This window comes from Yinghuangia aomiensis, assembly GCF_039542225.1.
Classification (GTDB): Bacteria; Actinomycetota; Actinomycetes; order Streptomycetales; family Streptomycetaceae; genus Yinghuangia; species Yinghuangia aomiensis.
In genome coordinates, this window is sequence record NZ_BAABHS010000001.1 from 19639 (window position 1) to 46168 (window position 26530).

At 71.0% G+C, this 26530-nt stretch carries 18 protein-coding genes; 13 read left to right on the top strand and 5 right to left on the bottom strand.

Annotated features, from left to right (window positions below):
• Nucleotides 1-24: 24 nt before the first annotated feature.
• Nucleotides 25-2550 (bottom strand): hypothetical protein, encoded by a 2526-nt coding sequence (locus ABEA93_RS00110; RefSeq protein ID WP_345673107.1) that lies wholly within the window; start codon nt 2548-2550, stop codon nt 25-27.
• A 179-nt stretch (nt 2551-2729) separates the two neighbouring features.
• Complete coding sequence (locus tag ABEA93_RS00115) at nt 2730-3047, bottom strand: hypothetical protein (protein WP_345673108.1); 318 nt, start codon at nt 3045-3047, stop codon at nt 2730-2732.
• 136 nt (nt 3048-3183) lie between these two features.
• Between ABEA93_RS00115 and ABEA93_RS00120 the strand changes: the two genes are divergently transcribed.
• The 3 genes from ABEA93_RS00120 to ABEA93_RS00130 all read left to right on the top strand — a co-directional run bounded on the left by ABEA93_RS00120 (nt 3184) and on the right by ABEA93_RS00130 (nt 6983).
• Nucleotides 3184-4035, top strand: coding sequence for a 3-hydroxyacyl-CoA dehydrogenase family protein (locus ABEA93_RS00120; RefSeq protein WP_345673109.1), 852 nt, complete (start codon nt 3184-3186; stop codon nt 4033-4035).
• 303 nt (nt 4036-4338) lie between these two features.
• Nucleotides 4339-4644 (top strand): STAS domain-containing protein, encoded by a 306-nt coding sequence (locus tag ABEA93_RS00125; protein ID WP_345673110.1) that lies wholly within the window; start codon nt 4339-4341, stop codon nt 4642-4644.
• 356 nt (nt 4645-5000) lie between these two features.
• Nucleotides 5001-6983: a protein meaA gene (locus ABEA93_RS00130; protein WP_425584775.1), complete on the top strand. Its 1983-nt coding sequence runs from the start codon at nt 5001-5003 to the stop codon at nt 6981-6983.
• A gap of 168 nt (nt 6984-7151) precedes the next feature.
• Here the strand turns inward: ABEA93_RS00130 and ABEA93_RS00135 are convergent, their stop codons facing one another.
• A complete protein-coding gene (locus tag ABEA93_RS00135) occupies nt 7152-10139 on the bottom strand; it encodes a LamG-like jellyroll fold domain-containing protein (RefSeq protein WP_345673112.1) in 2988 nt (995 codons plus the stop codon).
• 1012 nt (nt 10140-11151) lie between these two features.
• Here ABEA93_RS00135 and ABEA93_RS00140 point away from each other — a divergent pair.
• The 4 genes from ABEA93_RS00140 (at nt 11152) to ABEA93_RS00155 (ending at nt 17323) form a co-directional block, all read left to right on the top strand.
• Nucleotides 11152-13953, top strand: a complete 2802-nt coding sequence (locus ABEA93_RS00140) for an ATP-binding protein (RefSeq protein ID WP_345673113.1) — start codon at nt 11152-11154, stop codon at nt 13951-13953.
• Nucleotides 13954-14062: 109 nt separating this feature from the next.
• A complete protein-coding gene (locus ABEA93_RS00145) occupies nt 14063-14503 on the top strand; it encodes a hypothetical protein (RefSeq protein ID WP_345673114.1) in 441 nt (146 codons plus the stop codon).
• A gap of 10 nt (nt 14504-14513) precedes the next feature.
• The gene (locus ABEA93_RS00150; protein WP_345673115.1) at nt 14514-16019 is read left to right on the top strand and encodes a hypothetical protein; all 1506 of its coding nucleotides are present in this window, start codon (nt 14514-14516) and stop codon (nt 16017-16019) included.
• 23 nt (nt 16020-16042) lie between these two features.
• Nucleotides 16043-17323, top strand: coding sequence for a S8 family serine peptidase (locus ABEA93_RS00155; RefSeq protein WP_345673116.1), 1281 nt, complete (start codon nt 16043-16045; stop codon nt 17321-17323).
• 10 nt (nt 17324-17333) lie between these two features.
• Here ABEA93_RS00155 and ABEA93_RS00160 read toward each other — a convergent pair whose 3' ends face one another.
• A complete protein-coding gene (locus ABEA93_RS00160; RefSeq protein WP_345673117.1) occupies nt 17334-17921 on the bottom strand; it encodes an SH3 domain-containing protein in 588 nt (195 codons plus the stop codon).
• Nucleotides 17922-18082: 161 nt separating this feature from the next.
• Nucleotides 18083-18742: an endonuclease NucS gene (gene nucS, locus ABEA93_RS00165; protein WP_345673118.1), complete on the bottom strand. Its 660-nt coding sequence runs from the start codon at nt 18740-18742 to the stop codon at nt 18083-18085.
• A gap of 127 nt (nt 18743-18869) precedes the next feature.
• On the opposite strand from nucS, the gene ABEA93_RS00170 reads away from it, so the two are divergent.
• From ABEA93_RS00170 to ABEA93_RS00195, 6 genes are all read left to right on the top strand, one after another.
• Nucleotides 18870-19280, top strand: a complete 411-nt coding sequence (locus ABEA93_RS00170; RefSeq protein ID WP_345673119.1) for a type VII secretion target — start codon at nt 18870-18872, stop codon at nt 19278-19280.
• Between the two features lie 6 nt (nt 19281-19286).
• The gene (locus ABEA93_RS00175; RefSeq protein WP_345673120.1) at nt 19287-21392 is read left to right on the top strand and encodes a hypothetical protein; all 2106 of its coding nucleotides are present in this window, start codon (nt 19287-19289) and stop codon (nt 21390-21392) included.
• Nucleotides 21393-21424: 32 nt separating this feature from the next.
• Nucleotides 21425-22387: a hypothetical protein gene (locus ABEA93_RS00180; protein ID WP_345673121.1), complete on the top strand. Its 963-nt coding sequence runs from the start codon at nt 21425-21427 to the stop codon at nt 22385-22387.
• Between the two features lie 191 nt (nt 22388-22578).
• The gene (locus tag ABEA93_RS00185) at nt 22579-22971 is read left to right on the top strand and encodes an SCO5389 family protein (RefSeq protein ID WP_345673122.1); all 393 of its coding nucleotides are present in this window, start codon (nt 22579-22581) and stop codon (nt 22969-22971) included.
• A gap of 240 nt (nt 22972-23211) precedes the next feature.
• Entirely contained in the window at nt 23212-24873 is a 1662-nt protein-coding gene (locus tag ABEA93_RS00190) for an acyl-CoA synthetase (RefSeq protein WP_345673123.1), read from the top strand.
• The gene (locus ABEA93_RS00195; RefSeq protein ID WP_345673124.1) at nt 24870-26384 is read left to right on the top strand and encodes an aldehyde dehydrogenase family protein; all 1515 of its coding nucleotides are present in this window, start codon (nt 24870-24872) and stop codon (nt 26382-26384) included. Before ABEA93_RS00190 ends, ABEA93_RS00195 begins: the two co-directional genes overlap by 4 nt.
• Nucleotides 26385-26530: the final 146 nt, after the last annotated feature.

Sequence of the window (26530 nt, forward strand, 5' to 3'; positions counted from 1 at the left end):
CCGCGGGGAGCGGCGCCTCGGGCGCTACCGGCCGAGCAGGCGCACGATTTCCCGGGTGCGCCGGTCCGGCCCGCGGGCCGCCTGACGGTCGGTGGGCGGCTTCTGCGGGGCGACGTGCCGCGCGCCGCGCGTCCGGCCGGCCCGCGTGACCGGGCCCGTGAGGCGGCTCGCCACGGCCCGTCCGGCCGCCACGAGGCCGGAGCGTGCCGCGACTTGGACGGGGACGGCTCGGCGCCGCGTTTCGGCGGCTTGGAGCGGCGCCGGTGCGTTCGGGGCGACGGCGACGCCGGGCGGGATCCGGGGGCCCGCGATGTTGACCGCGGAGGCGAGCGGGTGGCGTCCGGTGATCTCGCCGACGACCGCCGAGATCACCGCCTGCGGCCCGGCCGCGGGGAAGTGCCCGCTGTCGTTGGCGATCACGTAGAGGTACCCGCGGGGTCCGTCCTTGAGCTTGTCGGCGAATGGGCCGAGCCGACGCAACTGGGCGTCTTCCAGAGCCGCAGCCGTTCGCAGCACGCCTTCGGGCGGGACGCGGAAATCGACGACACCGGGGATGAGCCTGATCGGCTTGCGGGGGCCGGTCGGCGCTTCCCGGATACCTCCCGCCTGGGCATGCCCGGCGCGCCGGTCGCGCCGCAGGTCGATACGCATGTGGACCGGGTGGTTTCCCCGGCCCTTGCGCAGCGAATCGGTTGCCGGGACGTTGCCCACGAATCCCGCGAACCGGTGCGGCAGATGGCGGACGGCATCGAGCAGGGTCATGCCGCCGGCGGACTGGAAGAAGCCGAAGCGCCGTGCGCGGTCCAATCCCGGTACGCCGTCGAGGAACCGGGTGCCGGCGGCCATGTCGCGGACCGCGCGGCGGCGCGCCACCGCCCGTGGGGCGGTCACTTCGCGGTAGCTGTGCGCGCCGCCCCCGTAAACCGGCGCGTGGACCCACGCGATGTCCTTGGCCAGCGCCTTGGCCATCGCCGGGTCGAAATTCGGGTTCTGTACGGCGAGGTTGAAGAAGGGATAGGCCGAGTACATGTAGGGGAGCTTCACCTCGGCCGGGACGTGCGTGGGCCGCACGACGAGCAGTGACGTTTTGCGGAGGGCGCCGCTGCGGGCCCGGTGCAGGGTGACGGTGACGTCCGGGACGCCCTTGGCACGTGCTTCGGCTCGGCTCGGGCCGGCGACGCGGCGGGGCGCGACACCGGGCTTGATCGTGTCGAGGTGGTAGAGCCGGTGCGGGACGGACTCGCGGGCGGCGTACTCGATGTGCAGGCCGCCGCGGCCGTCCAGGCCGGGCCTGGGCGTCATGGCCGCGATGGTGCCGTACCACCCGCGGACCGGGACACGCCTGTCGGTGGCGGTGACGGGCTGGGCGTCCGGGAGGGGCACCGTCCAGCGGCGTGCGGCCGTCGGCCGGCCGCGCCACCGCGATTTCTTCAGGTCGACGATGTCCACCCGGGCTTCGGCGCCGTGACGGCGGATGGACAGGGCGAGCGAGGGGAGCCGCCCGGGGCCGCGATCGATCACCTCGATCTCGCGGATGACGTCGCCGCGCCGGCCCGCGACGATTTGCCGCCGACGTGGTCGGCGGAACCAGCGGCGTTTGGGTGGTTCGACGAGGACGACGCGTCCGGCCCGGAACGACCGCAGGTCGTTCCGCAGCACGAACAGCGGGCGGGCGCCGTCTTCGCGGGCCGGCCCGGGGCGGACCCGGGCCAGGACCCGGTTCTCGCGCTGCACGGGGAAGCCGCGGCCCCGGCCGTCGAGGTCGACGACCCGGACGGACTGCGGGGTGTTGAGGATGTTGCTGTAGGAGAGCAGTGTTGCCGTGCCGGGGAACGGGCCGGGCACGACGTCGTAGCGGGAGCCGTCGGCGGCGCGCTCGAACTCCGGCACAGGCCGATCGGTGGCGTTTCCGTCCGGGCCGAGGGTCCGCAGGAAGAGCCGCCAATGCTGACGCCAAGGCTGCTCTTCGCCGGGAGCGGCCTTGGCGAAGAGGAACCGGCGGTCGTCGATCCAACTGCCGGACGGGAAACCGGCTTCGATCGGCGCAGTGACGGCTTCGCCGGTATCGGTCCGCACCATGTGCAGCGTTGCGCCGCTCTCGTCGACGTGGTCGGCGTCGGAATAGATGACGTGCGCCCCGTCCGGCGAGGCCCAGAACCCGCGCGGATACACGTCGGGGTACTCCAGGCTGGGCGAGAAGTCCTCTTTGAGGACGCGCAGTCGACCGGCGGTGTCGCGGAACATCAGCTTCGTGGTGTCCGCACCGGACTCGCGGTGGACGTAGACCGCCCCGCGGCCGGTCGCGACGTCGGGGTGCCGCCGCTCGAAGCGGCGCATCTCCGTGATGGCGCGGGCGTCGTCCTCGACGACCGCGCGGAGCGATGCCAGGTAGCGTGCCGACTGCTCGTAGTGCTGCCGGGCGAAGGCGTTGCCCGGCTCGCCCGCCCGGTGGTACTCGTCCGGATAGAGGTCGCCGCTGTCGTAGGGCGACGGCATCACTGCCCCGGGGGTGCGTATGGCATCGAGTGCGGTCCGTCGGCCGGTGAACAAGAGGGCCCTCCCAGCGTGTCCCACGCGTGTCCCAGCGTGTTTCGGACTGCCGATGCAGGTCCCCGAGCCGTCATCGCAGTGGGCTCATGCTAGGGAGCCGCCGCCGGGCCCACCGGCCTTCGCGCTGTTCGGCCACGTCGGCGCGCCTGCCGGCAACCGCGTTCGGCGGGCGGGCGGATTCAGCCTTGGTGACGTTCCAGCACCGATTTGGCGGCTTCCTCGTCGGGCGGCCAGACCATGAGGCGAAGGCCTTCGGTGGTGTCGACCAGGGTGCAGCGGATTCCGTCGGCGACCAGCACCTGGCAGAGGCGGCGTCCGGCGGCCCGGTCGGCGGGCTCGGCGATCGCGACCAGCAGGCCGTAGTCGTCGGGTGTGCTTTGCCGTGGGACACGCGCGACGAGCGAATGCCCGCGCGAGAACGTCCAGCGCAGCATTGCCGCGAGGACGGCCACCACGGCGAACCCGACCAGCGGCGTGAGCAGGTACGAACGGTCCATTTCGCCTCCCCTTCCAGGGTGCCCCAGGGGGTGTATACGGGACCAGCGGCAGGGGCCGATCGAGTGGCCGTTACTCTCGCGACAGGTATCGCATGTACGAGCGCATGTACGTGAACGTGTACGAGAGAGGTTCGACGTGACGAAGAAGATCGCAGTGATCGGTGCCGGGCTGATGGGCGCCGGCATCGCGCAGGTGTCCGCCCAGAACGGCTACGAGGTGACCCTGCGCGACGTGACCGACGCCGCGCTGGAGCGGGCGAAGTCGGGCATCGGCGCGTCGTACGAGAAGTTCGTCGCCAAGGGCAGGATGTCCGCGGAGGACGCCGAGGCGGCCCTCGCGCGCCTGACCGTCACGACCGACCTGGACGCGGTCGCCGACGCGGACCTCGTCGTCGAGGCCGTGTTCGAGAAGATCGAGGTCAAGCAGGAGGTGTTCCGGCAGCTCGACGCCGTCGCCAAGGACGGTGCGGTGCTGGCTTCCAACACCTCGGCGCTGCCGATCACCCAGATCGCCGCGGTCACGTCGCGTCCGGAGTTCGTCGTCGGCACGCACTTCTTCTCCCCGGTCCCGCTCATGCAGCTGTGCGAACTGGTGCGCGGCTACAAGACGTCCGACGAGACGCTGGCCGTGGCCCGCACGTTCGCCGAGAACGTCGGCAAGACCTGCATCGTGGTGAACCGGGACGTCGCCGGTTTCGTCACCACACGCCTGATCACCGCGCTGACCACCGAGGCCGTGCGCCTGTACGAGGCGGGCGTCGCGACGGCGGAGGACATCGACATCGCGTGCAAGCTCGGCTTCGGCCACGCGATGGGCCCGCTCGCGACGATCGACCTCACGGGCGTCGACATCATGCGGAACGCCACGAGCAACATCTACGACGAGACCAAGGACGAGAAGTTCGCGGCCCCCGAGCTGCTGAACCGCATGGTCACGGCGGGGGACCTGGGCCGGAAGAGCGGCAAGGGCTTCTACTCGTACGAGTGATCCGCGCGACGTTCGGGTGATCCGGGGCGCCCTGCGGATTCGCGGGCGGCCGACGGGGCACAACGGCGTCGGGAGGCGGAGCGTGCGTGATGAGACGTACGCGACAGGTGGTGCGCAGCCGGTCCGGGAATGATCCCGGACCGGCTGTTGTCGCTCGAAGGGGTGGTTTTCCTCAAGGAATCGGAGCAATCGGGAACTCCGGTGGTCTGATGGGCACTCTCTGACGCAAAGGCCTGACGTGCACGCCCGGCGGCCAGGCGCCAGCAGAGGCCCGACGGGCCGCTCCCACCCGGAGGAGGCGACATGCATGTCTGGGGCGACGACCACGAGCTTCATCTGCGCGGGGCGTTGGACGTGCACACGGCCGCCGATGTCCGCCAGCGCGTGCACACCGCGGTCGACCGCGGCGTGGGGGACTTCGTCCTCGACGTGTCCGAGGTCGAGATCCTCGACGCGACCGGGCTCGGCCTGCTCGTCGCGATACACCGCCGCGCCGGCCGCCGGGAGCGGCGCTTCGTGCTGCGCGGGGTGACACCCCCGGTGCACCGCATTCTGGTGATCACCAAACTGCACCGGATCCTGGCGCTGGAAGGGGCGGTCGCCGCCTGACCCGGCCCGTTCCGCCGGGGTGGGCACGGGTGTCCGCTGCGCGCCGGAATGACACGGTGTCAGGCGGATGGCGGAACCCGTGGCGGGTTGTGGCGTGACACACCCTCCCCCCTGCTATTACCCGTCAGTACACTCCGAGGTAAGCAGGGCCGCGCCTGGTGCGGCGTACGCCGGACCCTTCGGACGTGGTGCGCGGATCGCGGATCCGGCCACGACCACCGGGCCGGCAGTCGCCGTGGCCGTGCCGGCCCGGAACCCTCCGGAGGTCTCCCGTGGCGAGCCAGACGCCCTCAGCTCAGCCTGCCCCTTCTTCCCACTCTCCCGCCGAGCGGCCGCAGCGCGACCGTCCGTGGGTGATGCGCACGTACGCCGGCCACTCCTCGCCCGCCGAGTCGAACGCCCTGTACCGCCGCAACCTGGCCAAGGGCCAGACCGGCCTGTCGGTGGCGTTCGACCTGCCGACGCAGACCGGCTACGACCCGGACCACGAGCTGGCCCGCGGCGAGGTCGGCAAGGTCGGCGTGCCGGTGTCGCACATCGGCGACATGCGGCAGCTCTTCGACGGGATTCCGTTGGAGGGCATGAACACGTCGATGACCATCAACGCGGTGGCGCTGTGGATGCTCGCGCTCTACCAGGTCGCGGCGGAGGAGCAGGGCGCGGACATCGCCAAGCTCAACGGGACGACGCAGAACGACATCATCAAGGAGTACCTGTCGCGGGGGACGTACGTCTTCCCGCCCGGGCCGTCGCTGAAGCTGATCACCGACACCGTCGCGTACACGGTCGCGAACATTCCCAAGTGGAACCCGATAAACATCTGCTCGTACCACCTCCAGGAGGCCGGTGCGACGCCGGTGCAGGAGATCGCGTACGCGATGTGCACGGCGATCGCGGTGCTGGACGCGGTGCGGGACAGCGGGCAGGTGCCGCCGGAGCGCATGGGCGACGTCGTCGCGCGGATCTCGTTCTTCGTGAACGCGGGCGTGCGGTTCGTCGAAGAGATGTGCAAGATGCGCGCGTTCGTCGAGCTGTGGGACGAGCTGACGCGCGAGCGGTACGGGGTGACCGACGCGAAGCAGCGGCGGTTCCGGTACGGCGTGCAGGTCAACTCGCTGGGCCTGACGGAGGCGCAGCCGGAGAACAACGTCCAGCGGATCGTGCTGGAGATGCTCGCGGTGACGCTGTCGAAGGACGCGCGGGCGCGTGCCGTGCAGCTTCCGGCGTGGAACGAGGCGCTCGGGCTGCCGCGGCCGTGGGACCAGCAGTGGTCGCTGCGGATCCAGCAGGTGCTCGCCTACGAGTCGGACCTGCTGGAGTACGACGACATCTTCACCGGGTCGGTGGTCGTCGAGCGCAAGGTCGCCGAGCTGATCGCGGGCGCGAAGGAAGAGATCGACCGGGTCCAGGCGATGGGCGGCGCGGTCGCCGCGATCGAGTCCGGCTACATGAAGTCGCAGCTGGTGGCGTCGCACGCGGCGCGGCGGGCGCGGATCGAAGCCGGCCTGGAGACCGTGGTCGGCGTCAACAAGTTCGACACGACCGAGCCGAACCCGCTGACGGCGGACCTGGACACGGCGATCTTCGTGCCGGACGCGGCGGTCGAGGCGTCCGCCTCGGCGGCGGTGCAGGCGTGGCGTGCCGGGCGCGACCAGGCCGCGGTCGACGCGTCGCTGGACCGGCTGCGGGTCGACGCGCGGGCGTGGAAGTCGGCGGGGACGAACGCGGCGGTCAACCTGATGCCCGCGACGCTGGAGTGCGTGCGGGCCGGGGTGACGACCGGGGAGTGGGCCGGGGCGCTCCGCGAGGAGTTCGGCGAGTACCGGGCGCCGACCGGGGTGTCGGGCGTCGTGGGCGTGCAGGAAGGCGGCGCGGAACTGACCGCGGTGCGGGAGTCCGTGCGGGCGACCGGCGAGGAACTCGGCGGACGGCTGCGGCTGCTGGTCGGGAAGCCGGGCCTGGACGGGCACTCGAACGGCGCGGAGCAGATCGCGGTGCGGGCGCGCGACGTCGGCTTCGAGGTGGTGTACCAGGGCATCCGGCTGACCCCGGCGCAGATCGTGGCGGCGGCGGTCGAGGAGGACGTGCACTGCGTGGGACTGTCGATCCTGTCGGGGTCGCACTTGGAGCTGATCCCGGACGTGCTCGCGCGGATGCGGGAGGCCGGTTTGGACGACGTGCCGGTGGTGGTCGGCGGGATCATCCCGGCGGCGGACGAGCAGGCGCTGCTGGCGCAGGGGGTCGCGGCGGTGTTCACGCCGAAGGACTTCGGGATCACCGAGATCATGGGGCGGATCGTGGGGGAGATCCGGAAGGCGAACGGGTTGCCGGTGGAGTGAGGCCGACTCGGTCTGGCTTGTGGACGACGCGGTGACTGTGGACGGCCGGTTGCGGGCTCCTCGCTGAGTTCGGAAGGCTTTTGTCAAGGGGATCCCCCTTGGCCGGTGCGATGATCACACCGGCCAGGGGGGATCTTTGGCGCCCGCTCAGGTCTCAGTGTTCCGGGCTCAGATCGCCGTGTTCATATCCGTGGCGATCTCCGCCGCGCTCAACGCCCGGCTGTAGATCCGCACTTCGTCGATCTGCCCGCTGAAGTACTCCCCCCACACCGCATTTCCGCCGATCCGCAGCGGGTCGCTCCCCGCCGCGATCGTCCCGGTCTGGGCGCGCGAGCCGACCTGCACGCCGTTCACGAAGAACTTCAGGGTCGCGCCGTCGTACGTCACCGCGATGTGCGACCACGCGTTGGCCGTCAGGTTCCCCGTCGCGCCGATCCCCTGGTCGTCGGCGCCGATGCGGATGTAACCCGCCGCGAAGTCGTCGCCGCCGGCGTACAACCCGTACGACAGCCCGCCGCTGCGTTCCTTGAGGACCACGTTGCGCCAGCCGCTCACCGTGGTCGGCTTGACCCACGCCTCCAGGGTCATCTTCGTGGTCAACGTCTGCGAGGCCGTGTTCGGCACGGTCACCATCGAGCTGGTCCCGTTGAACGTCATCGCCTGCCCGAACTTGCCCGCGCCCCACGCCGCGTTCGCCGCGGTGCCGTTGTTGCCGTTGCCGGACGCATCGGCGACGGCCGTGCCGCTGCCCGCGTTGAACCCGTACGCCGCCACGAGACCGCTCGGCGTGGCGACCTCCTGGTAGACCGCGGTCAGCGTCGTGGCCGTCGCGGGTGCGGTGATGTTGTGCGACTGCGCACCGCCGTCCGACCACGAAACGAACCGGTAGGTCTTCCCGTTGAGCGTCTGCGGCGACGGCGCCGCGATGGACCCCGTGCCGCCGACGATCAGCGTCTTCGTCACCGGGCCGGCCTGCTGGGTCTGGTTGAACCCGAGCGTCAGTCCGGACGGCGAGCTGGCGAGCGTGATGTCGGCGGTCTTCGGGTCGAGCCGCACCGACGCGGTGCTGGTCAGGCCTCCGGAGTCCTGCGCGGTCAGCCGGACTTCGAGCCACGACGGGTACTCGTGGTCGACCGCCGTGAACGTTCCGCTCGCCACCCCGTCGAGTGCGGTGATGACATGCTCGTGGCAGGCGCTCGGCGTCGTGCAGTGGTGCATGATCAGCTGCCAGTGCAGGTTCGTCGCGGGGAGGGTGCCGTCCTGGGGGTCGGTGGCGTGGCCGGCGAACGGGATCGGATCGCCGACCTTCCACGTCAGCGAGGCCGCCGGGGTGTCGATGACCGCCGTCGGCGGTGCGTTGCCCGCGACGATCGTGGTCTCCGCGGTGCCGGTCAGGCCCGTCGGGTCGGTCACGGTCAGCTGCGGGTGGTAGGTGCCGGGCGCCGAGTAGGTCCAGGTCGCGGTGGGCGTCGTGGCGTCGGTGGTGCCGTTGCGGTCGAAGTCCCACGCATAGCCGAGCGTTTGTCCGGCGTCCGGGTCGCTGGACGCGGTGCCGTCGAAGGCGACGGTGAGCGGCACGGTGCCGTTCGTCGGCGTCGCGGTCAGACGTGCGGTCGGACGGTTGCCGGTGTAGTGCAGGCGGGCGACGCGGCCGCCTTCGAGGTCGACGTAGTAGATGTCGCCGTCGGGGCCGGTCTTCAGCTGCACCGGGTTCACGTTGGACGCGAAGACGCTGATCTTGGTCGGGTCGGGAAGCCCGTTGGCGTCCGGCGCCATCGTCCAGATGCAGCGGCGGCTGTGGTCCGCGAAGAACAGCGACTTCTGGTACTGCGACGGGTAGTTGGTCGCGGGGGAGAAGGCGATACCGCTGATCGCGGAGCCGTTCGCGGTCGGGCAGCCGTCGTTCGCGGCGACTGCGGCGCCGTGGTTGTAGGCGTAGTGCGGGGCCTTCACGGCACCGGCGCCCTGCGCGTACAGGGACGTGCACAGATTCAGGTTGTTCGACTCGTAGCCGCCCTGGCGCGCGTTGCCTTCGTAGCAGGGCCAGCCGAAGTTGGTCGCGGACGACGTGGTGGTGATCCGGTCGACCTCCTCCCAGGTCGACCAGCCGACGTCGCCGACCCACAGCTCGCTCGTGCCCGGGCGGAAGCCGATGCGGAACGGGTTGCGCATGCCGTACGCGACGATCCGGCGCGCGTTCGCGTCGCCGCTGCTCGCAAACGGGTTGCCGGGCGCGCCCTGGCCGGTGGCCGGGTCGATGCGGATGACCGAGCCGTTGAGCGCGGTCGGGTCGCCGGTGGTGCGCACGTCCTGCGCGCGCAGGGCGCCGCCTTCCGCGGTGGGCGCGGTCAGCGCGGTGCCGACCGGCGAGGGGGCGTCACCGCACGGGTTCGCCGGGATCGGATCCTTGCCGGCGATCGGGCCGCTGGCGCCGGTCTGGCCGTAGTCCGCCCAGTCGAAGCTGGCGCCGTCGCCCGCGGAGGCGTAGAGGTAGCCGTCGGGGCCGAAGGCGAGGGAGCCGGTGGAGTGCGAGGGGAACTGCTGGCACCAGTCGGTGATCAGTACCTGCTCCGGCCCGGCGGTGTTGCCGGTGGCGGTGAGCTTGGACAGGCGGCCGGTGACGACGCAGCCGTAGGTCTGCGGGCCGGGCGGGTTGGGGCAGCCGTCCGCGTCGGCACCGGCGGTGCCCCAGTAGGGGGCGGACTTGCCGGGCGGGGCGTCGTAGGCGTACAGCACGTAGACGGACGGGTCGGCGGGGAAGTTCGGCGCGAGGGCCATGCCGAGGAGTCCGCGGTCCCAGTAGTTGTGCACTTGGGTGCGCAGGTCGGCGAAGACCGTGGGAGTGGTGGCGGAGGTGCTCGCGAAGACCTTGATGATGCCGGACTTCTCGGCGACGAAAACCCGCCCGTCGGAGGCGAATTCGACGTCGATCGGAGAGCTGAGCCCGGAGAACACGGTCTGGTCCTGGAACGAGGCCGGGACGGTGCCGGCCGCGGCTTGGGCTTGTGCCGGTCCTGACGCGGCTGCCGACGCCGGTCCGGCGGCGCCGGCGACGGACGGGGCGGAGGCGAGCGTGAGCGCGGTGAGCAGCGCCGCGCCTGCGGCGATCAGCCTGCGGACGCGCGTGGGCGTGCGGAATCTGGTGGTGCCGGTCATGGAGCCCCCCTGGGCATGTACCGGTACGGATGCGGTGCGCGGTTCGTCGGACGGCCGCCGGGCCGGGTGGCCGCGGGCGCGGTGTGCGAGTGCGGTGTGCGCGAATCCGGTGCACCCCCGAGCCGCGGGGGACACATGGGGAGAACGATAGGTCTGCTCGGGTATCGGCCGGGATCGCTTTGCCTTAAAGAAGACTGATGGTCCGTTAGGGAACTGCGGGGCGCTCGGCGCTTTGCGGCGGTATATCGGGATATGCAGCGGACGCGTGGCGTCGTGCGGGTTGGGGGCGTTGTGGAGAGTGGGCGAAGGTTTGGTCTCGACCACAGCCGTCTCCTCCACGGCAATGGCACGCTGGGGTGGTGTGGCGACCGAAGGTGCGGCGCGGCACACTGATCATCCACATCCGGGCCGTACTCCCTGGTACGGCTGGTGCAGCGGGGGCGGATGCGCCGATGGCGACGGGGACCGAAGGAGACGCATGAACGCAACCCCGCGGGATGTCGCGGACGAGCCGCCGACACCGCAGGGCCGCGCCGGCACCGCGACGGGCACGAGCGGGGGACCGGGGAAGACCGGGACCGCGGGCGCCGCAGGCGCCTTGGGCGCCCCCGGGCCCGCAGGTGCAGCGGGAGAGGCCGTGAACACGGCACGGACGCCGGTGCCGGACACCGAAGTCCGGGGCGGACACGAGGCTCATGACGAGACATCAGGCCGACCGGCGCGCGACGCGCCCGGCCGGACAGCGGCCGAGCGCTACGCCGCCGCACCGCCGCTGCCGCGGCGCAGGCCCGCCCGTTCGACCGAGTCGGCACGTGACGACCATGCGGCCGCACGGCCCGGGGCCGCACCGGGGGCCGGCGAGAACGGCGCGGGCGGGGCGAGTTGGTTCGGCGGCGCGCCGGCGGAGGCCACGACCGAGGCGGGGGCCGGGGCTGCTGCGGCTGCCCCTCCCGGGGGCTTGAGCGGGACACCCGCGGCGGCTGCCGGCACGGCCGGCGCCGAGGCCGATGCCGTGTCCGATGCCGTGTCCGACGGGGCATCCGCGGCGGCGGACCGGGAGCGGGCGGCCGAGGAGGCCCGCCGGATGCGCGAGGCCCGCGCGGCCCGCGGTGCGGCGGAGTGGGCCCGGGTCATCGACGAGGCGTTCGAGGACGCGGTGGTGCCGGAGTACGGCGGAGCGTCGGCGGACGGGGCTTCGGAGGAGGACTCGTCGGAGGTCTCGGCGACGTCGTTCCTGGTGGACATCTTCGGCCCGGCGGCCGGAGCGGGCGACCGCGGGGCCGCGAAGGCTGCGGACGCTTCCGGGGCTTCCCAAGCTTCCGTTGCTCCCGGGATCTCCAAGGATGCGCGGGCTTTGGAGGATGCGGAAACCGAGGTCGGAACGGTGCCCGGTGGTGCGTCGGGGTTCGCCGAGGACTTCGACGCGGCGTTTGACGCGGCGTTCGAGGCCGGGGTTGGTGTCTCGGGCGGCAGCGGCAGCGGGAGCGGGAGCGGGTCCGCGGGCAAGGGCGGGGTTGAGGCGGAGGGGAAGGGCAAGGGGAAGCCGGGGAGCGGGGGTTCGGTCGGGATCGGGGGCGGGTTCCAGGACGCGGCCTCCGGTGCGTCGGCCGGTGCTGATGCCGGTGTCCCTGCGGGTGTTGGCACGGGTGTCCGTGCAGCACCGGGGGCCGCGGAGGGGTATGGCGGGGCGGGGTTGCCCGGGACGGGTACCGGGGCCGGTGTCGGCGCGGGTGCCGCGGGTGCCGCGGGTGCCGGTGGTGTCGGTGGCGTCGGGGTGTCGTCCACCGCGCCGGGGCCGACGACGCTGACGCAGATCGCGGTCGGACACCACCTGCTGACCGTCGGCGGGCCCGACGGTACCGAGGCGGTGCCATTGCCCGCCTCGTCGCGGCCGTTGCCACGGCGGCGTGCGGCGGCCCGGCGGCCTTCGGGGTACCCCCCGTTGGGGCGGCAGGCGGAGATTGCGGAAGTGCGGGGGCTGCTCGGGCGCGGTACGTCCGTGCGCATCGGCGGTCCTGCGGGCATCGGCCGCAGCACGCTGCTCAAGCACTTGGCGTCGGGCGACGCGGCCGGTGCGCCCGACGGCGTGGTCGTCCTCGACGGGTACCGCAGTGGGCTGGACGACCTGCTCCAGCAGTTCCACGACGCGTGCTTCGAGGCGGAGGCGTACCGTCCGACCCGTGAGGCGCTCGGCGAACTGCTGGGGGGTGTCGCGGCGTTGATCGTCATCGACGACCTCGACCTGCGGCCGGACGAGATGACCGAACTGCTCGCCATCGCGCCCGAGTGCGTGTTCCTCGTGTCGGCGCCGTCACCGGCTCCCACCCCAGACGGGACCCCCGCTCCCGCCAGTGCGGCCTTCGGGGGCGAACTCTCCCGGGCTGAATCCCCGTTCCACGAGATCATGCTGGGCGGGCTGCCGCAGGATGCGGCGTTCGCCCTGCTGAACCGGGTCGCCGGACGCGAACTCGACGACGAGGAACTGGCGTGGGCTGCCGCGCTGTGGTTCGAAGTCGACGGCCACCCGGGCCGATTCGCACAGGCCGGAGCGCTGCTCGCCCGGCTCGGTACGGCGGTCCCGCGCGACGATTACGACAACCTGCCGGAACTCCCGTCGCCGGGTGAACCGCAGCTGTTCGTGCCGCGGCTGGTGCCGCTGCTGTCCCGTCCGGCACAGCAGGTCCTGCGCTTGGGCGCGGCGCTCGACGGCGTCCTTCCCGACCCGGCGCACCTGCCCGCGCTCACCGGCGCCAACGGCGCGCACAGCGCGGCGAACGAACTCGTCGAGGCGGGGCTGGTCGTCGTCGAGAACGGCCGGTACCGGCTGGCGGGCGGAGTCGCCGACGAGGCCGCGGGGCAGATGCGGGGACCGTCGTCGTGGGCGGTCGCGGCGATCCAGCACTTCACGTGGTGGGTGTCGCATCCGACGGTCACGCCCGCGGAGATCGCGGAGGAAGCCGACGTCGTCCTGGCGTGCATGCGCGAGGTCGAGCGGCTGGGCAAGTCCAGCTCGGTACGCGTGCTCGCGCGGGCGGCGGCCCCGGCGTTCGCCACCGCTCTGCGGTTCGAGGCGTGGCGGGCGACGCTCCTGCTCGGCAGCTCCACCTCCGCGGCCACCGGCGCGGTGGCCGACCAGGCCTGGTTCCACCACGAGTTGGCGATCCTGGCGCTGTGTACCGGGGAGAACGCGAAGGCGCGGGAAGAGGCGTCCACGGCTTCCCGGCTGCGGGACGCGGGGGACATGCGGGGGTTGGCGGCCGACCGCCGGATCCTCGTCCTCGCCGGCGAACGGCCCGGCACCTTCGGGGCCGAAGCGGGCGTCGTGCAGCGGCGCGTCACCATGGCGGGCAAGCGCGGCGTGCTGACGCTGGCGGCGGCGGGCGTCCTGGTGGTGACCCTCGCCGTGGTCGTCGCCATCGGCAGCGACGACCCGAGCGGCGGCGGCAACCCGGGCAACACGTCCGTCAGCGTGACCAACGGCGTCCCGGCGGCCGGCGGCAACCCGGCGGCGCCGGGCGCGCCGGGGTCGTCGAACGCGCCCGGGACGTCGGGGACACCGTCGGCCACGCGCGCGACGACGACGGCGACGGCCACGTCCACGGCGACGAAGAGCGCCACGTCGACGAAGTCGGCGTCGGCCACATCGACCAAGGGGAGCACGCAGGTGGCGCCGCCGCCGGGGGATACGCCGGGATCGCCGCCGAATTCGCCGAAGCCGCCGTCGTCTTCCCCGCCGTCAAGCGGGCCGGCGACACAGTCGACACCCCCGACGGGGCCGACGGGATCGACCGGGTCCGAATCGCCGACCAACTGAGCCCAGACCGCTTCGCGGCGGTGCGAACCGTTACATGGCACGACGTGACGGATAGACTCGCACCGCCGCACCAAGCGGTTGTGAAGCTTCCACGGGGGAGGCGCGGACAATGGGCCAGTTGTTGCCGGAAGACAAGGCAGCACTCGACCAGATGACGGTCGACTTGGAGTCGCTGCGGACGTTCGAGCGCGAAGTGCAGGCCGTACTGGCGGATATGAGCGGTGGGGACGTCTCGCTCAAGAACCCGGTGGCGGGCGCTGTTTCGATGAACGACTTCGGCCAGGACTTCGAGGAAGTCACGGCCGTTTCGCTTCTGCTGGCATTCACCGAGATGCGGATCTCGGACCTCGCCGACAAGCTGCACCAGCACATCGAGGCCATGGCGCTGACGGTGAAGATGGCCAGTGACTCGACGGCGGCGGCGGAAGAGAGCAATCGCCATCGGATGGCGAAGATGCTGTACGACCTCGGGCTGCGGCCGGCGGACGGGGCTCCGGCGGCGGCTGCCGATGGGGCGCCGACGAAGCCGTCGAACGCCCAGGTCGGCTGAGGGGGCGGACGTGGCCACGAACGTCGACGGACTGTCGCACCACGAAATCCAGCACATGGTCAAGCCCGTGAACGCGGACCGGGTCATGGTGGCAGCGGACCGGATCCGCACGGCCGCTGCCCGAATCAAAGAGGCTGCCGATGGGGTGCTGGCCAAACCGGGTCAGATCGTCTGGCAAGGCAAGGCGGCGGACACGTTCCGCACGTGGAACGAGCAGGTGGCCAAGGCAGGCCAGGACACCGCGTTCTATACGGACATGGTGGGCATGCACCTGGGCATCCTGGGCAGCGAACTCGCCGACGCGATGGCCCGCATGCCCGCGGTGCCGCAGCAGGACATGGACAAGCTCGAAGTGCTGGGCAAGGCCGACCCGACGGTGCTCGCGCAGGTCGACCCCGACACCGGGAAGACCGGCGCCGTGTTGAAGACCGAGCTGAAGGCGACGGTCGAGGAGGCCCACCAAGCGGCGTTGTCCCAGATGCGGAACATCGTCATGGTGTATCAGTCGGGGATCGCCAACATCGGGGGGTTGTCGGTTCCGGGGTTTCCGCCGCCGGGGAATCCCTTCGGATATGAACCGAGCCCCGAGGACGTCGGTGCGGCCACCGGCGTGGCGGCCGCAACCGCAGCCGGCCTGCTGGCAGCTCATCCAGATGCCGGCACAGGTGCTCCTCCCCACGCCGGAACGCGAATCCAAGGCGCGGTTTCCCCGACCCAGGCGGCGTGGCCCGGGACACCGGGTGGAGCCGTGCCTCAGGTGGTGACGACCGACCATCAGGTGGGCTTCGCACCCGGTGGCCGTCCGGTCAACACCGCTGGGTCAAGCCCCCTCCCGGACGCCACCACACTCGCTGGCGGCTCACAGGCGCAGCCGAACGTGACCGCGCCTGGTTCCTCTCCGCCAGGCGGTGTGGGACAGGGCGATCCGCAAGGCATGCGTTCTAGTTGGGGCGGAAGCCCCGTTGTAGGCAAGCCAGCCGCGGGTATGAGCGAGCGTCAGCAGAGCGCCCCGAGCCGGAGTGGCACCGCAGGTCTGCGTGGCGAGGAAGTCAGCGGAGGAATCTCGCGGTTCGCGAAGCCAGGCGAACCAGGAGGGCCGGGCGCGCCGATGCGTGGCGGTGTGCCGATGGGGGGTGCACCCGGCGGGATGCCTACAGGTGGCGGTGGACCGCGTGGCGGCCGCGTCGGAGGAGCACGACCTGTCGGCATGCCGGGCGGGATTGTCGGAGGTCGGCCGTCGTCGTCCGAGGGCAATGCGGGACGTGCGGTGTTCTCGCCCGGCGGATCAGGGCTGCGCGCCGATCGGGCGGAGACGGCGGGACGCGCCGGGGGCGGCACGCGGGTGGAGCCGGGGAGTGCAGGGCGAAATAGTCGCGTGGGGCCTATGGGTGGTGGCCAGGGCCCGAGCGACTCTGAACCCGGGCGGCGGCGGGCGCGACGTCCCGACTACCTGCAAGCAGACGAAGACGATTGGGACGGTCGTGGACCTGGTGCCGTCCCGCCGGTCATCGGATGACTCCGAACAGAGGACAGCGGCCCGTGAGCTTCTCTCCGATGCGCCTGCTGCGTTGCGCTGTCGTGCTCGTCTTGGTGAGCGTGCTTGTGGCAGTGGCGGGACCGGCGCATGCGACGGAGCCGATTCGTCCCATGCAGTGGTACCTGGACGCCTGGAAGATCGACGAAGTGTGGAAGATCTCGCGGGGACAGGGCATCACGGTTGCTTTGATCGACAGTGGTGTCAACGCTGATCATGCGGACCTGCAGGGCCAAGTGCTCCCCTCAGCGAAAGAGGGCGACAGCGACACCCAGGGCAAGGGCCACGGCACGTCGATGGCGGCGTTGATCGCCGGTACGGGCAAAGGCGTTGCCGGACACGGCGTTTACGGCATCGCACCCGAAGCCAAGGTCCTCCCGTATCAAGTGCCTTTCAACATGGGCGTCCTGGGCATGGGCGCCATGATCGACGCGCTCAATGCGGCGGCCGAATCGTCCGCAAAGATCATCAACGTGTCGATGGGAAGTGCCGCCGATCCGGGCTTGGCCCAAGCCATTGCCCTTGCGCAGAGTCGCGGAAAGCTGGTCATCGCCGGTGTCGGGAACCTGGAAACGCCCGTCTCCGGCGGTCGGGCCTACCCCGCCGCGTACCCCGGTGTCCTCGGGGTCAGTGCGTTCGACCGCAGCGGTACCTTCTGGAGCGGGAGCTATCAGGGTGACTTGGTCTCGATCTCGGCGCCCGGCGTCGACATCGTCAGCGCCTGCAACGGCCCCACCGGCTACTGCAAGGGCAGCGGCACCTCCAACTCCACCGCCCTGGCCTCCGGCGTGGCCGCGCTGGTCTGGTCCCAGCACCCGGACTGGACGGCCAACCAGGTCATCAAGGTCCTGATCGACTCGGCGAACAAGCCCTCCGACGGATCCGGTCTCGACAACATGCTCGGCTACGGCGGCATCAGCCCCCGCCGCGCGCTCGGCTGGACCGGCGATCCGGGCCCGCCGGACGTCAATCCGCTCGTCGGCAAGCGCGGGGACCCTCCGGCGGCCTCGGCCTCGGCCTCGCCGTCCGCCGCACCCTCGGCGGCCTCTGCCGCCCCGGCTCCGGCGGATTCCCCCGCCCCGGTCCAAGCCGCGCCAAGCAACAGCGGCGGAAGCTCGAACAACCTCATCGTCATCGGAGCGATCATCGGCGGCGTGGTCGTCCTCGCCGCCCTCACCGTCTTGGTGCTCCGTGGTCGTCGCCGTCCGCCGCCTCCCGCGGCGCCGGGCGCCGGCGGCGAAGCGCCCTACGCCGACTACCCTCCGCCGCCGTCGCGGGAGCCGTGACGGTCGGGGTTCAGCATGCTTCCACCAGTTCCGTCGTCAGGGATTGGGTGGCCACCCACTCGTCGGGGATGTATCCGACCTTGCCTTCGCCGGTCCGGACCTTGTCCCAGAGTTTCGATGCGCGGCCGTTCATGCCGTAGATCGAGGGGCCTTCGGTGTGGCAGATCAGGGTGACCTCGGTGTCGTACGGGAGGTTCTCCAGGATCCGGCCGTCGGTGTCCGGCTTCTCGCGCAGGAACAGCGCGCGTTGCTGGCGGGTGTAGCCGGTGGTGCCGCTGGGGGAGTGCTTGGTGGTCGCGCCCGGTTTGGCGGCGTTGCCGCCGCCGGAGGACTGCGGGTTGGGGGTGCGGTCGGCTTGTTCGGCCGGGGAGGCGTCGGAACTCGCGCTGGGGGAGGCCGAATTGGCGGCGGACTTGGCGGGGGTGCCGCCGTTCTTGGACGTGAGTACCAGGATGATCACCACCACCGCCAGCACCAAGGCGACCGCCAGCCCCCTGGAGACGCGCAGGCCGCGGATGCCGGGAGCCGCCTCGCCCTCACCCTTGCGCCGCAATTGCTCGCGGAGCCAGTCGAGTGCGGAAGGCGCGTCGTCCGCCACGGGATGCCTCCTGATCGGCTGCGGGGTCGGCCTGTAGGTCCGCCACCAGGCTACCTATCCGAACCGCATCCAGCCGGGGCAAACCCGTTGACGCGCCGAAAGGTTGGTACGCCGCGCGGACTGCACTCCGGCCCGCGCCCCCGGCCGCGCCCCGGCTTCCGTCAGAACAGCTTGAGCTTGTCGTCTTCCACGCCGCGCAGCGCGTCGTAGTCCAGGACGACGCAGCCGATGCCGCGGTCGGTGGCGAGCACCTTGGCCTGCGGCTTGATCTCCTGCGCGGCGAAGATGCCGCGGACCGGGGCGAGCAGCGGGTCGCGGTTGAGCAGCTCCAGGTAGCGGGTGAGCTGCTCGACGCCGTCGATCTCGCCGCGGCGCTTGATCTCCACGGCGACGGTGGCGCCGTCCGAGTCCCGGCACAGGATGTCGACGGGGCCGATCGCGGTCGGGTACTCGCGGCGGACGAGGGTCCAGCCGGCCCCGAGGGTGGTGATGCGGTCGGCCAGGAGTTCCTGGAGGTGGGCTTCGACGCCGTCCTTGACCAGGCCGGGGTCGACACCCAGCTCGTGGGACGAGTCGTGGATGGTCTCTTCGATCGAGATGATGAGCTTCTCGCCGGCCTTGTTGACGACCGTCCAGGTGCCGTCCTCTTCCTTGAGGCTGCACGGCGGACTCATCCAGTTCAGCGGTTTGTACGCCCGGTCGTCCGCGTGGATGCTGACGCTCCCGTCGGCCTTGACCATGATGAGCCGCAGCGCAGAGGGCAGGTGAGCGGAGAGCCGCCCGGCATAGTCGACGGTGCAGCGGGCGATGACAAGACGCATGACGCCCAGCCTAACGGCCTCCACCGACACCGCTTGCCGCCCCCGCGACCGTCGCAGGGCGTACAGCGTGCGACCACACGGTAGCCTCGGTGCCTTCGCCGGATCTCGACAGGCAACGGGGGCCTTGATGGGCGATTCCGCGGACATAGACCGCGTCCTCAGTCCGTGGCTGTACTCCTCCGGACGTGAGGAATCCGTTCCGGAAACACGTCTTTTGTCCGGTTCTGCTCCGGCGGCCGGCAGCGTCAAAGTCACACCCGAGGCACTGCGCGAGTCCGCCCGCGCCGCCGGGGACATCGCCGCCGACCTGCGCCTGACAACCCGGTCGTCCGCGGGCCACATCGACAACGCCGCCTCGGGTCTGCGGGGATGGGAGACCGCCGCGGCACTGCGCTACGTCGGGGAGACCTGGGGCCACCAAGTCGACAGCCTCCACGCGGCCTTGATGTCCGGGCAGGCCAGACTCACCCAGTCCGCGGTGAACTACGAGGTCGACGAGAAGAAGATCTCCGACGGTTTCAGCGGGATGGGTGGCTGATCGCCGATGTCGGATCTGACGATCGCCGACGTCCTGAACGCGAACCTGGGGACACTCGCCGAAGCCGCCGACCACTGGAGCGGTGTCGCGGGCCGCCTGGCCCAGCTGGATTCCTGGTTCGACGGCTCGGTGGCCAAGACGGTGCGGGCGCATTGGAGCGGCGCTCTTTCGTCCACCGTGGCGGCCGGCGAGCTCCAGCGTTCCAACCGGCAATTGACCGATGCGACGACCGAAGCGCGAGCGCTGTCGGACGCGCTGCGCAAAGCACACGACGACTTCCAATCGGCCAAGAACGCCGTGCGGAAAGCGCTCGACGACGTCGGTGCGGCGGGCATGACCTGGCGTGAAGACCCGCGGATCGGGCAGTGGATCGGCGGAGTCCGCGTCGAATGGCCTCCGCTGCCGGCGGGGGCGGTCATGGACGACCAGGAGTTCACCCGCTACAAGACGGAGCGCGAGCAGACCGCGGCCCGCCTCGCCGACGGTATAGGCACTGCCTTGGCGGCGGCGTCCGCTGCGGACGCCGCGGCGGCCCAGGCCCTGACCCGGGTGGTCGGCGGCAACGACGACCGGTTCAACACGGCCTCGACGGGTGACCCGTTCCGGGACGTCGCGCGCGCGACGGAGCTGATGAACAAGATCCCGGGGCTGTCGTCCGCGGAACGCATCGAGCTGGAATCGCTTCTCAACGCGAACGACGGCAACGACCTGTTCGCCGAGACGCTGCTGACGAGCATCGGGCCGCGCAAGCTGCTGGAGGTCGCCCGGGAGCTGCAGCCCGAGGCGGCGCCGACGCCCGGGCGAAACGTCCCTGCCGCCAAAAACGACCAGCCGCTCATCGACCTCCTGGGCCGCACCCTCGCCGCGGCGAGCGAAGGCCTCGCCAAGAACTCGACGTGGATGGACGGGCTCAAAGAGGCCGGGAAGGAGGCGATCACCTCCGGCTCCGTTCCGCCGGTCAACCTGCAGACCAAGTACGGCTACCAGGACCTCAGCCGGCTGCTCCGGAACGGCGAGTTCGCGACACCGTTCCTCAACGCCGTCGGCCCGGACATGTACGAGTTCGACCGGAAGTCCAAGGGCTGGGCCATCGGGTCCGCGGACCCGAACGAGGACGCGATCACGGGGCTCATGACCGCCTACGCCAACAGCCCCGAGGCGGCGACCGAGTTCTTCAAGGGCGCGAAGGGGGCGGAGCGGATCGAGTACCTGATGGAGCGCACGTACCCGAAGGACCGGTTCGTGAACATCCCACCGCAGCTGGACGCGCTGGGGGAGGCCTTGGACGCGGCGACGACGGGGAAACCGCCGACGGAGGCGAGCATGAGTGCGTTGCAGAACACGGTCGACTACCTCGGAAAGGGCAGGCCGCCCGAGATTCCCGACGTGATGCAGGACAGCGTGACCGACATCATGGCGCACAACATCGTCTCGGTGAATGCGCGGCTGACCAACTCCATGGGCGAAGAGTTCGTCTTCCCGGGCGGCCAAGCCGAGCCGATCGCGCGCTTCGGCACGGAGAACGGGATCCGGGTGATCGCCGCATTGTCCGGCGACGAGGAGAACATCGCGCGCATCGCGCAGGCCCAGGACGCCTACACTGCTGCCGGCCTGGCGGCGATCGGGCACTATCAGAACAACGAAGTCGTGGCCGTCAAGGAACACCTGGACAACTCGGCGCAGGTCTACGGGATTCTCACGGGCAGCGTGGTCGAGGAAACCCTGGCCGCCCAGGCGGCCAAGGACGGGGCAACCGCGGAGTCCCGGCAGCAGATCGCGGACTGGACGTCGCAGGCGATCGGCACCGCCGTCGGCTACATCCCGTTGGTGGGGCCGGTGTTGGAAACCGAGATAGGCATCGCCACCGATAGCGTGATGGGGTCCGTAGGGACTCCCGACGGATCGGCGTCGGCGATGCGGCGGAGTGAGATTCTGCACCGGGGTTCACTCGGGATGTTGAACTCGATCGCGCATGAGTGGTCGAAGGAGCATCCTTATCAGTCGGCCAATCCGGTGCTGGTGAATCCCTATGCGGACATCGACGTGAACTACAACAACGGGATCGCCGATCTGCAGCGTGCGCTGTATGGCGAGCCCGGGAAGACCGAATGAACGCCGACGCGCCGAGGGGGCGCACGAGGCGTATGCGGCGGTGGATCGCACTGATCGTCGTCTTGGCTGCCGGCATTGCCGTGGGATTCGTCTTCTTCCCGGATTCGGACGACGACTCGCCGACCTGCTGGGGGCTGGTCGAGCGGGACGAGGTGCGGCAAATGGCGCCGGGTGCGCCCGATCGCTTGGCGGAGATCGGCATGCCCGGTCTCACCGGGCGGATGGACTGTGTCTCCCGGAGCAAAAAGGGAGAGTTTCGGGTCTCGGTGTCCCAGACGCTGAAGATGCCGGACCGGATGACCGTCCAGGACGAGGTCACCTACGCCTACGCGCCCCTTGGTCCGGGCTTGTTCGGGTTTGCCTCGGACACGTACGCATGGATGAAGGTCCGTTCGTGCCGCTGGGGAGGGTTGGACGGATACGTCGACGTGGCGGCGACGTCGCGGGGCACGGGAGACGAGTCGCGGAAGGACCGTCCCGCGCGTGACGACAACCGCGAGCGCCTGGGAAGGTTCGCCGTCGAGTTCGCGAACCGGCTGTTGGCGATGGAGGGTTGCGGACAGCTGCCGATGCCGCAGATTGCCCCGGTGCAGAAGGCTCTCGTGTCCGAGCAGGACGGGCTTTGCGGACTTGCCGGGGTTCCGCTGCCCAAGGAGACCGCCGGCCTGACCGCCGTCGTGGCGCGCGAAGGCGACGATTGGCTGGACTGCGTCGTGTACGGGCGTGACGGCGGGGACGCCGTGCTGCGGATCACCGCCGCCCGCGGGGCGTACGCCGACATGCGCGGGCAAGTCTGGCCGGCGGCCCCGATGAACACCGAGTTCTCGGGCAGGGAACTGATCACCCACGCCAAGGCCGACTGCCAGGGACGCCCCGCCGTCTACATGCTCGCCCAGTCCAAGTCCGAGCCCGTCGTCGACCGCGAGGCCGCTTTCCGCGCGCTGGTGCGGACCTTGGCCGCCCAAGGCAACTGCACCATCCCCGCGCTGGTGTGACCGGCAGCGGGCTCCCCGCATCGGTATGGCCACCGGCTTCGTACCTTTGGCGGGATTGGGTCGGTCTTGATCGGGAGTGCGTGATCTGGCCTGGTTCTCCTGTGAGGGCTGGCCTACGGTGAGTCAGGACGGAGCACATGCACGGTTGCCGGCCGGGCGGCGGGGTCGTCCGGGGGAGAGGAGCTGAGGTCGTGTCGCTTGATGTCTCGCCGGAGTTGTTGGCCCAGGCGGAAGCCGGGGAAGTGGACGAGGCCGCGTTCGTGGAGTGCATTCGGACGTCGTTGCCGTACGCATGGGAGATGGTCGCCGAGTTGGTCGTGCGGCTCGACGTGGACGGCGGGGAGTTCGCGGACAACCAGGTGCCGCCGCCGGACGAGCAGGCGCGCGGGCAGTTGCTGCGGGCCATGGCGAGTGACGCGATCCGCGGTGCGTTGGAGCGGCACCACGGTGTGAAGCTCGCGTTCCAGAACTGCCACCGGGTGGGGGTGTTCCCGGCCGGGACGGAGGACTCCGCGCGGTACCGGGCGTTCACGTCCGTGCGCGGGCAACTGCTCAACCAGTCACCGCTGTTGCGCGACTGCTGAGCGAGGCGGCTGCACGGGGCGCGTGAGGCGCCTCGCCAACCGAATGCTCGTCGACGACATCGGCCGGGCCTGTTGCCAGCAGGTCCGGCCTGCGGTTTGCTGGGGCTTAGCGAGCGCTCGGGTATCACTCTGCGCCGCACCGCCAAGCACCACGCGCCAAGCACCGCGAAGCACCCGCGCACGGCACGCCCCCCGCACCCACCGCACCTCCTCCTGTCGTCCTTTCCTCCAGGGGAGCCCATGGGCATCACGCAGCCGCTGCACCGCGAAGCACAGCAGAATCCGGACAAGGTGGCGTTCGTCGAAGGCGACACCACGGTCACCTTCCGGGAGTTCCGGGACCGCACCGCGCTGGCCGCAGGTGTGCTGCGCGGGCTGGGCGTCGGGACGGGAGACCGGGTGGCGATCCTGTCGCTCAACTCGGTCCGGTACCTCGAACTCCTGGTCGGCACCGTCTGGACGGGCGGCGTCGTCAACCCGGTCAACATCCGGTGGAGCCCCGCCGAGATCGCCTACTCGCTCGACGACTCCGGGACGCAACTGCTGTTCGTGGACGACGTCTTCGCGGCGATGGTGCCGAAGCTGCGCGAGCTGAGCCGGGATCTGGCGACAGTCGTGCACATGGGGAACGGGCCTACCCCCGACGGGACCCTGGCCTATCGACAACTCCTCGCGACCGCCGAACCCGTCGTCGACGTCGGCCGCACCGGGGACGAACTCGCCGGCATTTTCTACACCGGCGGCACGACCGGCTTCCCCAAAGGCGTCATGCTCAGCCACACCAACCTCCTCACCTCGGCCTACGGCGGCCTCGTCGCCACCGCGGGCCTGCGTGCGGGAGACGACGCGGTGTCGCTGCACGCCGCGCCGCTGTTCCACATCGCCGGTGTCGGGACGTGGCTGATCGCGTCGCTGCTCGGTATGCGGCAGGTGATGCTGCCGTTCTTCGAGCCGAAGGCGGTGATGGAGGCGATCCAGGATCGGCGCGCGAGCGAGGTCTTCCTCGTCCCGACGATGGTGCAGATGGTCTTGGACCACCCGGACTTCGAGAAGTACGACCTGACGTCGCTGCGCTTCCTCACATACGGCGCTTCCCCGATCAGCGCCGCCCTGCTCGACCGGACCCGCGCCGCGCTGCCCGGGGCCCGCTTGTGCCAGGCCTATGGGCAGACCGAACTCTCCCCGCTGGCCACGCTGTTGATGCCCGCCGATCACGAAGCCGGGAACGCGAAGAGGCTGCGCAGCGCGGGGCGGCCGTTGGCGCACACCGAAGTGGTGATCGTCGACGCGGACGACGTCGAATGCCCGCGGGGTGCCGTCGGGGAGATCGCCGCGCGCGGTGCGCACGTCATGCTCGGCTACTGGAACCGGCCCGAGGAGACCGCGGCGGCCTTGCGGGGCGGCTGGATGCACACCGGCGACCTCGGGTTCATGGACGAGGACGGCTACGTCACCGTCGTCGACCGGCTCAAGGACATGATCGTGACCGGCGCCGAGAACGTGTACTCGGCGGAGGTCGAGAACGCCATCGGCGCCCACCCGGCGGTGGCGTCGTGCGCGGTGATCGGCGTGCCGGACGCGCGGTGGGGCGAGCGGGTGCACGCCGTGGTCGTGCTGCATCCCGGCGCTGTGTTGTCGGAGGACGACATCCGGACGCACACGCGCGGCCTGATCGCGGGCTACAAGTGCCCGCGCAGTGTCGAGTTCGTCACCGAACTGCCGTTGACCGCGGCGGGGAAGGTCGCCAAGACGGTGCTCCGGGAGCACGCCGACGACGGCGGGACGGGGATCGCGGGGCCGGGCGGATCGGCAGCAGCGGAGACGGCAACAGCAGCAACAGCAGCAGCTCCAGCGGAAGACACCCACACTTCGGCACAACCGACGGAAGAAGGTGCCTCATGACCACGTCGGTCGAGGCGACGGCGCGACCGGCGGCGCGGGAGACGTTCGCGTCGTTGAACCCCGCCACCGGGGAGGAGATCGGCCGCTATCCGGTGGACGGGCCCGAGGAGGTCGCCGCCGCGGTGGCGCGGGCGCGCACCGGCGCCGCGTGGTGGGCGGGGCTGACGCCCGGCGAGCGGAAGCGGCGGCTCGGTGCGTGGGCCGCGCTGATCGCCCGCGAACGGCACGAGCTGTGTGCGCTGATCCACGAGGAGAACGGCAAGCCGAAGGACGACGCGTTCCTCGAACTGCTGCTGTCCCTGGAGCACCTGAAGTGGGCCGCGGCCCATGCCGGCCGCGTGCTCAAGCGGCGGCGGGTCGCGAGCGGTCTGGCGATGGCGAACCAGACCGCGACGCTGGAGTACCGGCCGTTGGGCGTGGTCGGCGTCGTCGGCCCGTGGAACTACCCGATGTTCACGCCGATGGGCTCCATCGGGTACGCGCTGGCCGCGGGCAACGCGGTGGTGTTCAAGCCGAGCGAGTTCACCCCGGGGGTCGGGGTGTGGCTGGCGGACGCGTTCGCGCGGGCGAACCCGGATGCCACCAGCGGGGTCTTCCAGGTGGTGACCGGCCTGGGCGTGACCGGCGCAGCGTTGTGCACGTCGGGTGTGGACAAGCTCGCGTTCACCGGGTCGGCGCGCACCGGGCGCAAGGTGATGGCCGCGTGTGCGGAGACCCTGACGCCGGTGTTGATGGAGTGCGGCGGCAAGGACGCGCTGATCGTCGCCGAGGGCGCCGACATCAAGGCGGCCGCCGAAGGCGCGCTGTGGGGCGCGATGGCCAACGCCGGACAGACGTGTGTCGGCATCGAGCGGGTATACGTGGTCCGCGGGCTCGAATCCGCCTTCCTGGACGAACTCAAGGCCGGGATCGCCGAGTTGAAGACCGGGGTGGACGAGCCGGAGCGCTCCTACGGGCCGATGACGATGCCTGCGCAGGTGGACGTCGTCCGCCGGCACATCGAGGACGCGATCGCCAAGGGCGCCACCGCGGTCATCGGCGGTGCCGACGCGGTACGGGAGCCGTTCATCGCACCGGTCGTGCTGGTGGACGCGCCGGAGGACAGCGCGGCGGTCCGCGAGGAGACGTTCGGCCCCACGGTGACCGTCCGCACGGTCGAGGACGTCGACGAGGCGGTCAAACTGGCGAACGCGACGGGCTACGGCCTCGCCGCGTCCGTGTACGCGGGCCCCACCCGCCGCGGCACCGAGATCGCCCGCCGTCTGCGCACCGGCATGGTGTCGGTGAACGCGGTGATCGCCTTCGCCGGAATCCCCTCCCTGCCGTTCGGCGGCGTGGGCGAGAGCGGCTTCGGGCGCATCCACGGCGAGGACGGCCTGCGCGAGTTCGCCCGCGCGCAGTCGGTCACCCACAAGCGCTTCGCGACGCCGATGGACCCGGCGACGTTCCGGCGCACGGCGAAGACGATGGGGATGCTGGACCGGTATGTGGGGCTGCGGTTCCGGAAATGATGCGGGGGTTGCGGCGCGGGTGCGGCGGGGGTCCGGGGCGGGCTGACCGTCGGGGGCTCGGCGTTCGTGCACGAGTGGGCCTTGCGCCAGGGTGATTCCGCGGCGACCGGGTGGAAAACGGGTGCGTGCCCGGACCGGTCGTCGGC

Bases quoted from the DNA above. Each gene is read 5' to 3' on its own strand.
- ABEA93_RS00115 (WP_345673108.1), bottom strand. From the start codon at position 3,047: ATGGACCGTTCGTACCTGCTCACGCCGCTGGTCGGGTTCGCCGTGGTG.
- ABEA93_RS00125 (WP_345673110.1), top strand. From the start codon at position 4,339: ATGCATGTCTGGGGCGACGACCACGAGCTTCATCTGCGCGGGGCGTTG.
- ABEA93_RS00130 (WP_425584775.1), top strand. From the start codon at position 5,001: ATGCGCACGTACGCCGGCCACTCCTCGCCCGCCGAGTCGAACGCCCTG.
- ABEA93_RS00135 (WP_345673112.1), bottom strand. From the start codon at position 10,139: ATGACCGGCACCACCAGATTCCGCACGCCCACGCGCGTCCGCAGGCTG.
- ABEA93_RS00145 (WP_345673114.1), top strand. From the start codon at position 14,063: ATGGGCCAGTTGTTGCCGGAAGACAAGGCAGCACTCGACCAGATGACG.
- nucS (WP_345673118.1), bottom strand. From the start codon at position 18,742: ATGCGTCTTGTCATCGCCCGCTGCACCGTCGACTATGCCGGGCGGCTC.
- ABEA93_RS00170 (WP_345673119.1), top strand. From the start codon at position 18,870: ATGGGCGATTCCGCGGACATAGACCGCGTCCTCAGTCCGTGGCTGTAC.
- ABEA93_RS00175 (WP_345673120.1), top strand. From the start codon at position 19,287: ATGTCGGATCTGACGATCGCCGACGTCCTGAACGCGAACCTGGGGACA.
- ABEA93_RS00180 (WP_345673121.1), top strand. From the start codon at position 21,425: ATGCGGCGGTGGATCGCACTGATCGTCGTCTTGGCTGCCGGCATTGCC.
- ABEA93_RS00190 (WP_345673123.1), top strand. From the start codon at position 23,212: ATGGGCATCACGCAGCCGCTGCACCGCGAAGCACAGCAGAATCCGGAC.
- ABEA93_RS00195 (WP_345673124.1), top strand. From the start codon at position 24,870: ATGACCACGTCGGTCGAGGCGACGGCGCGACCGGCGGCGCGGGAGACG.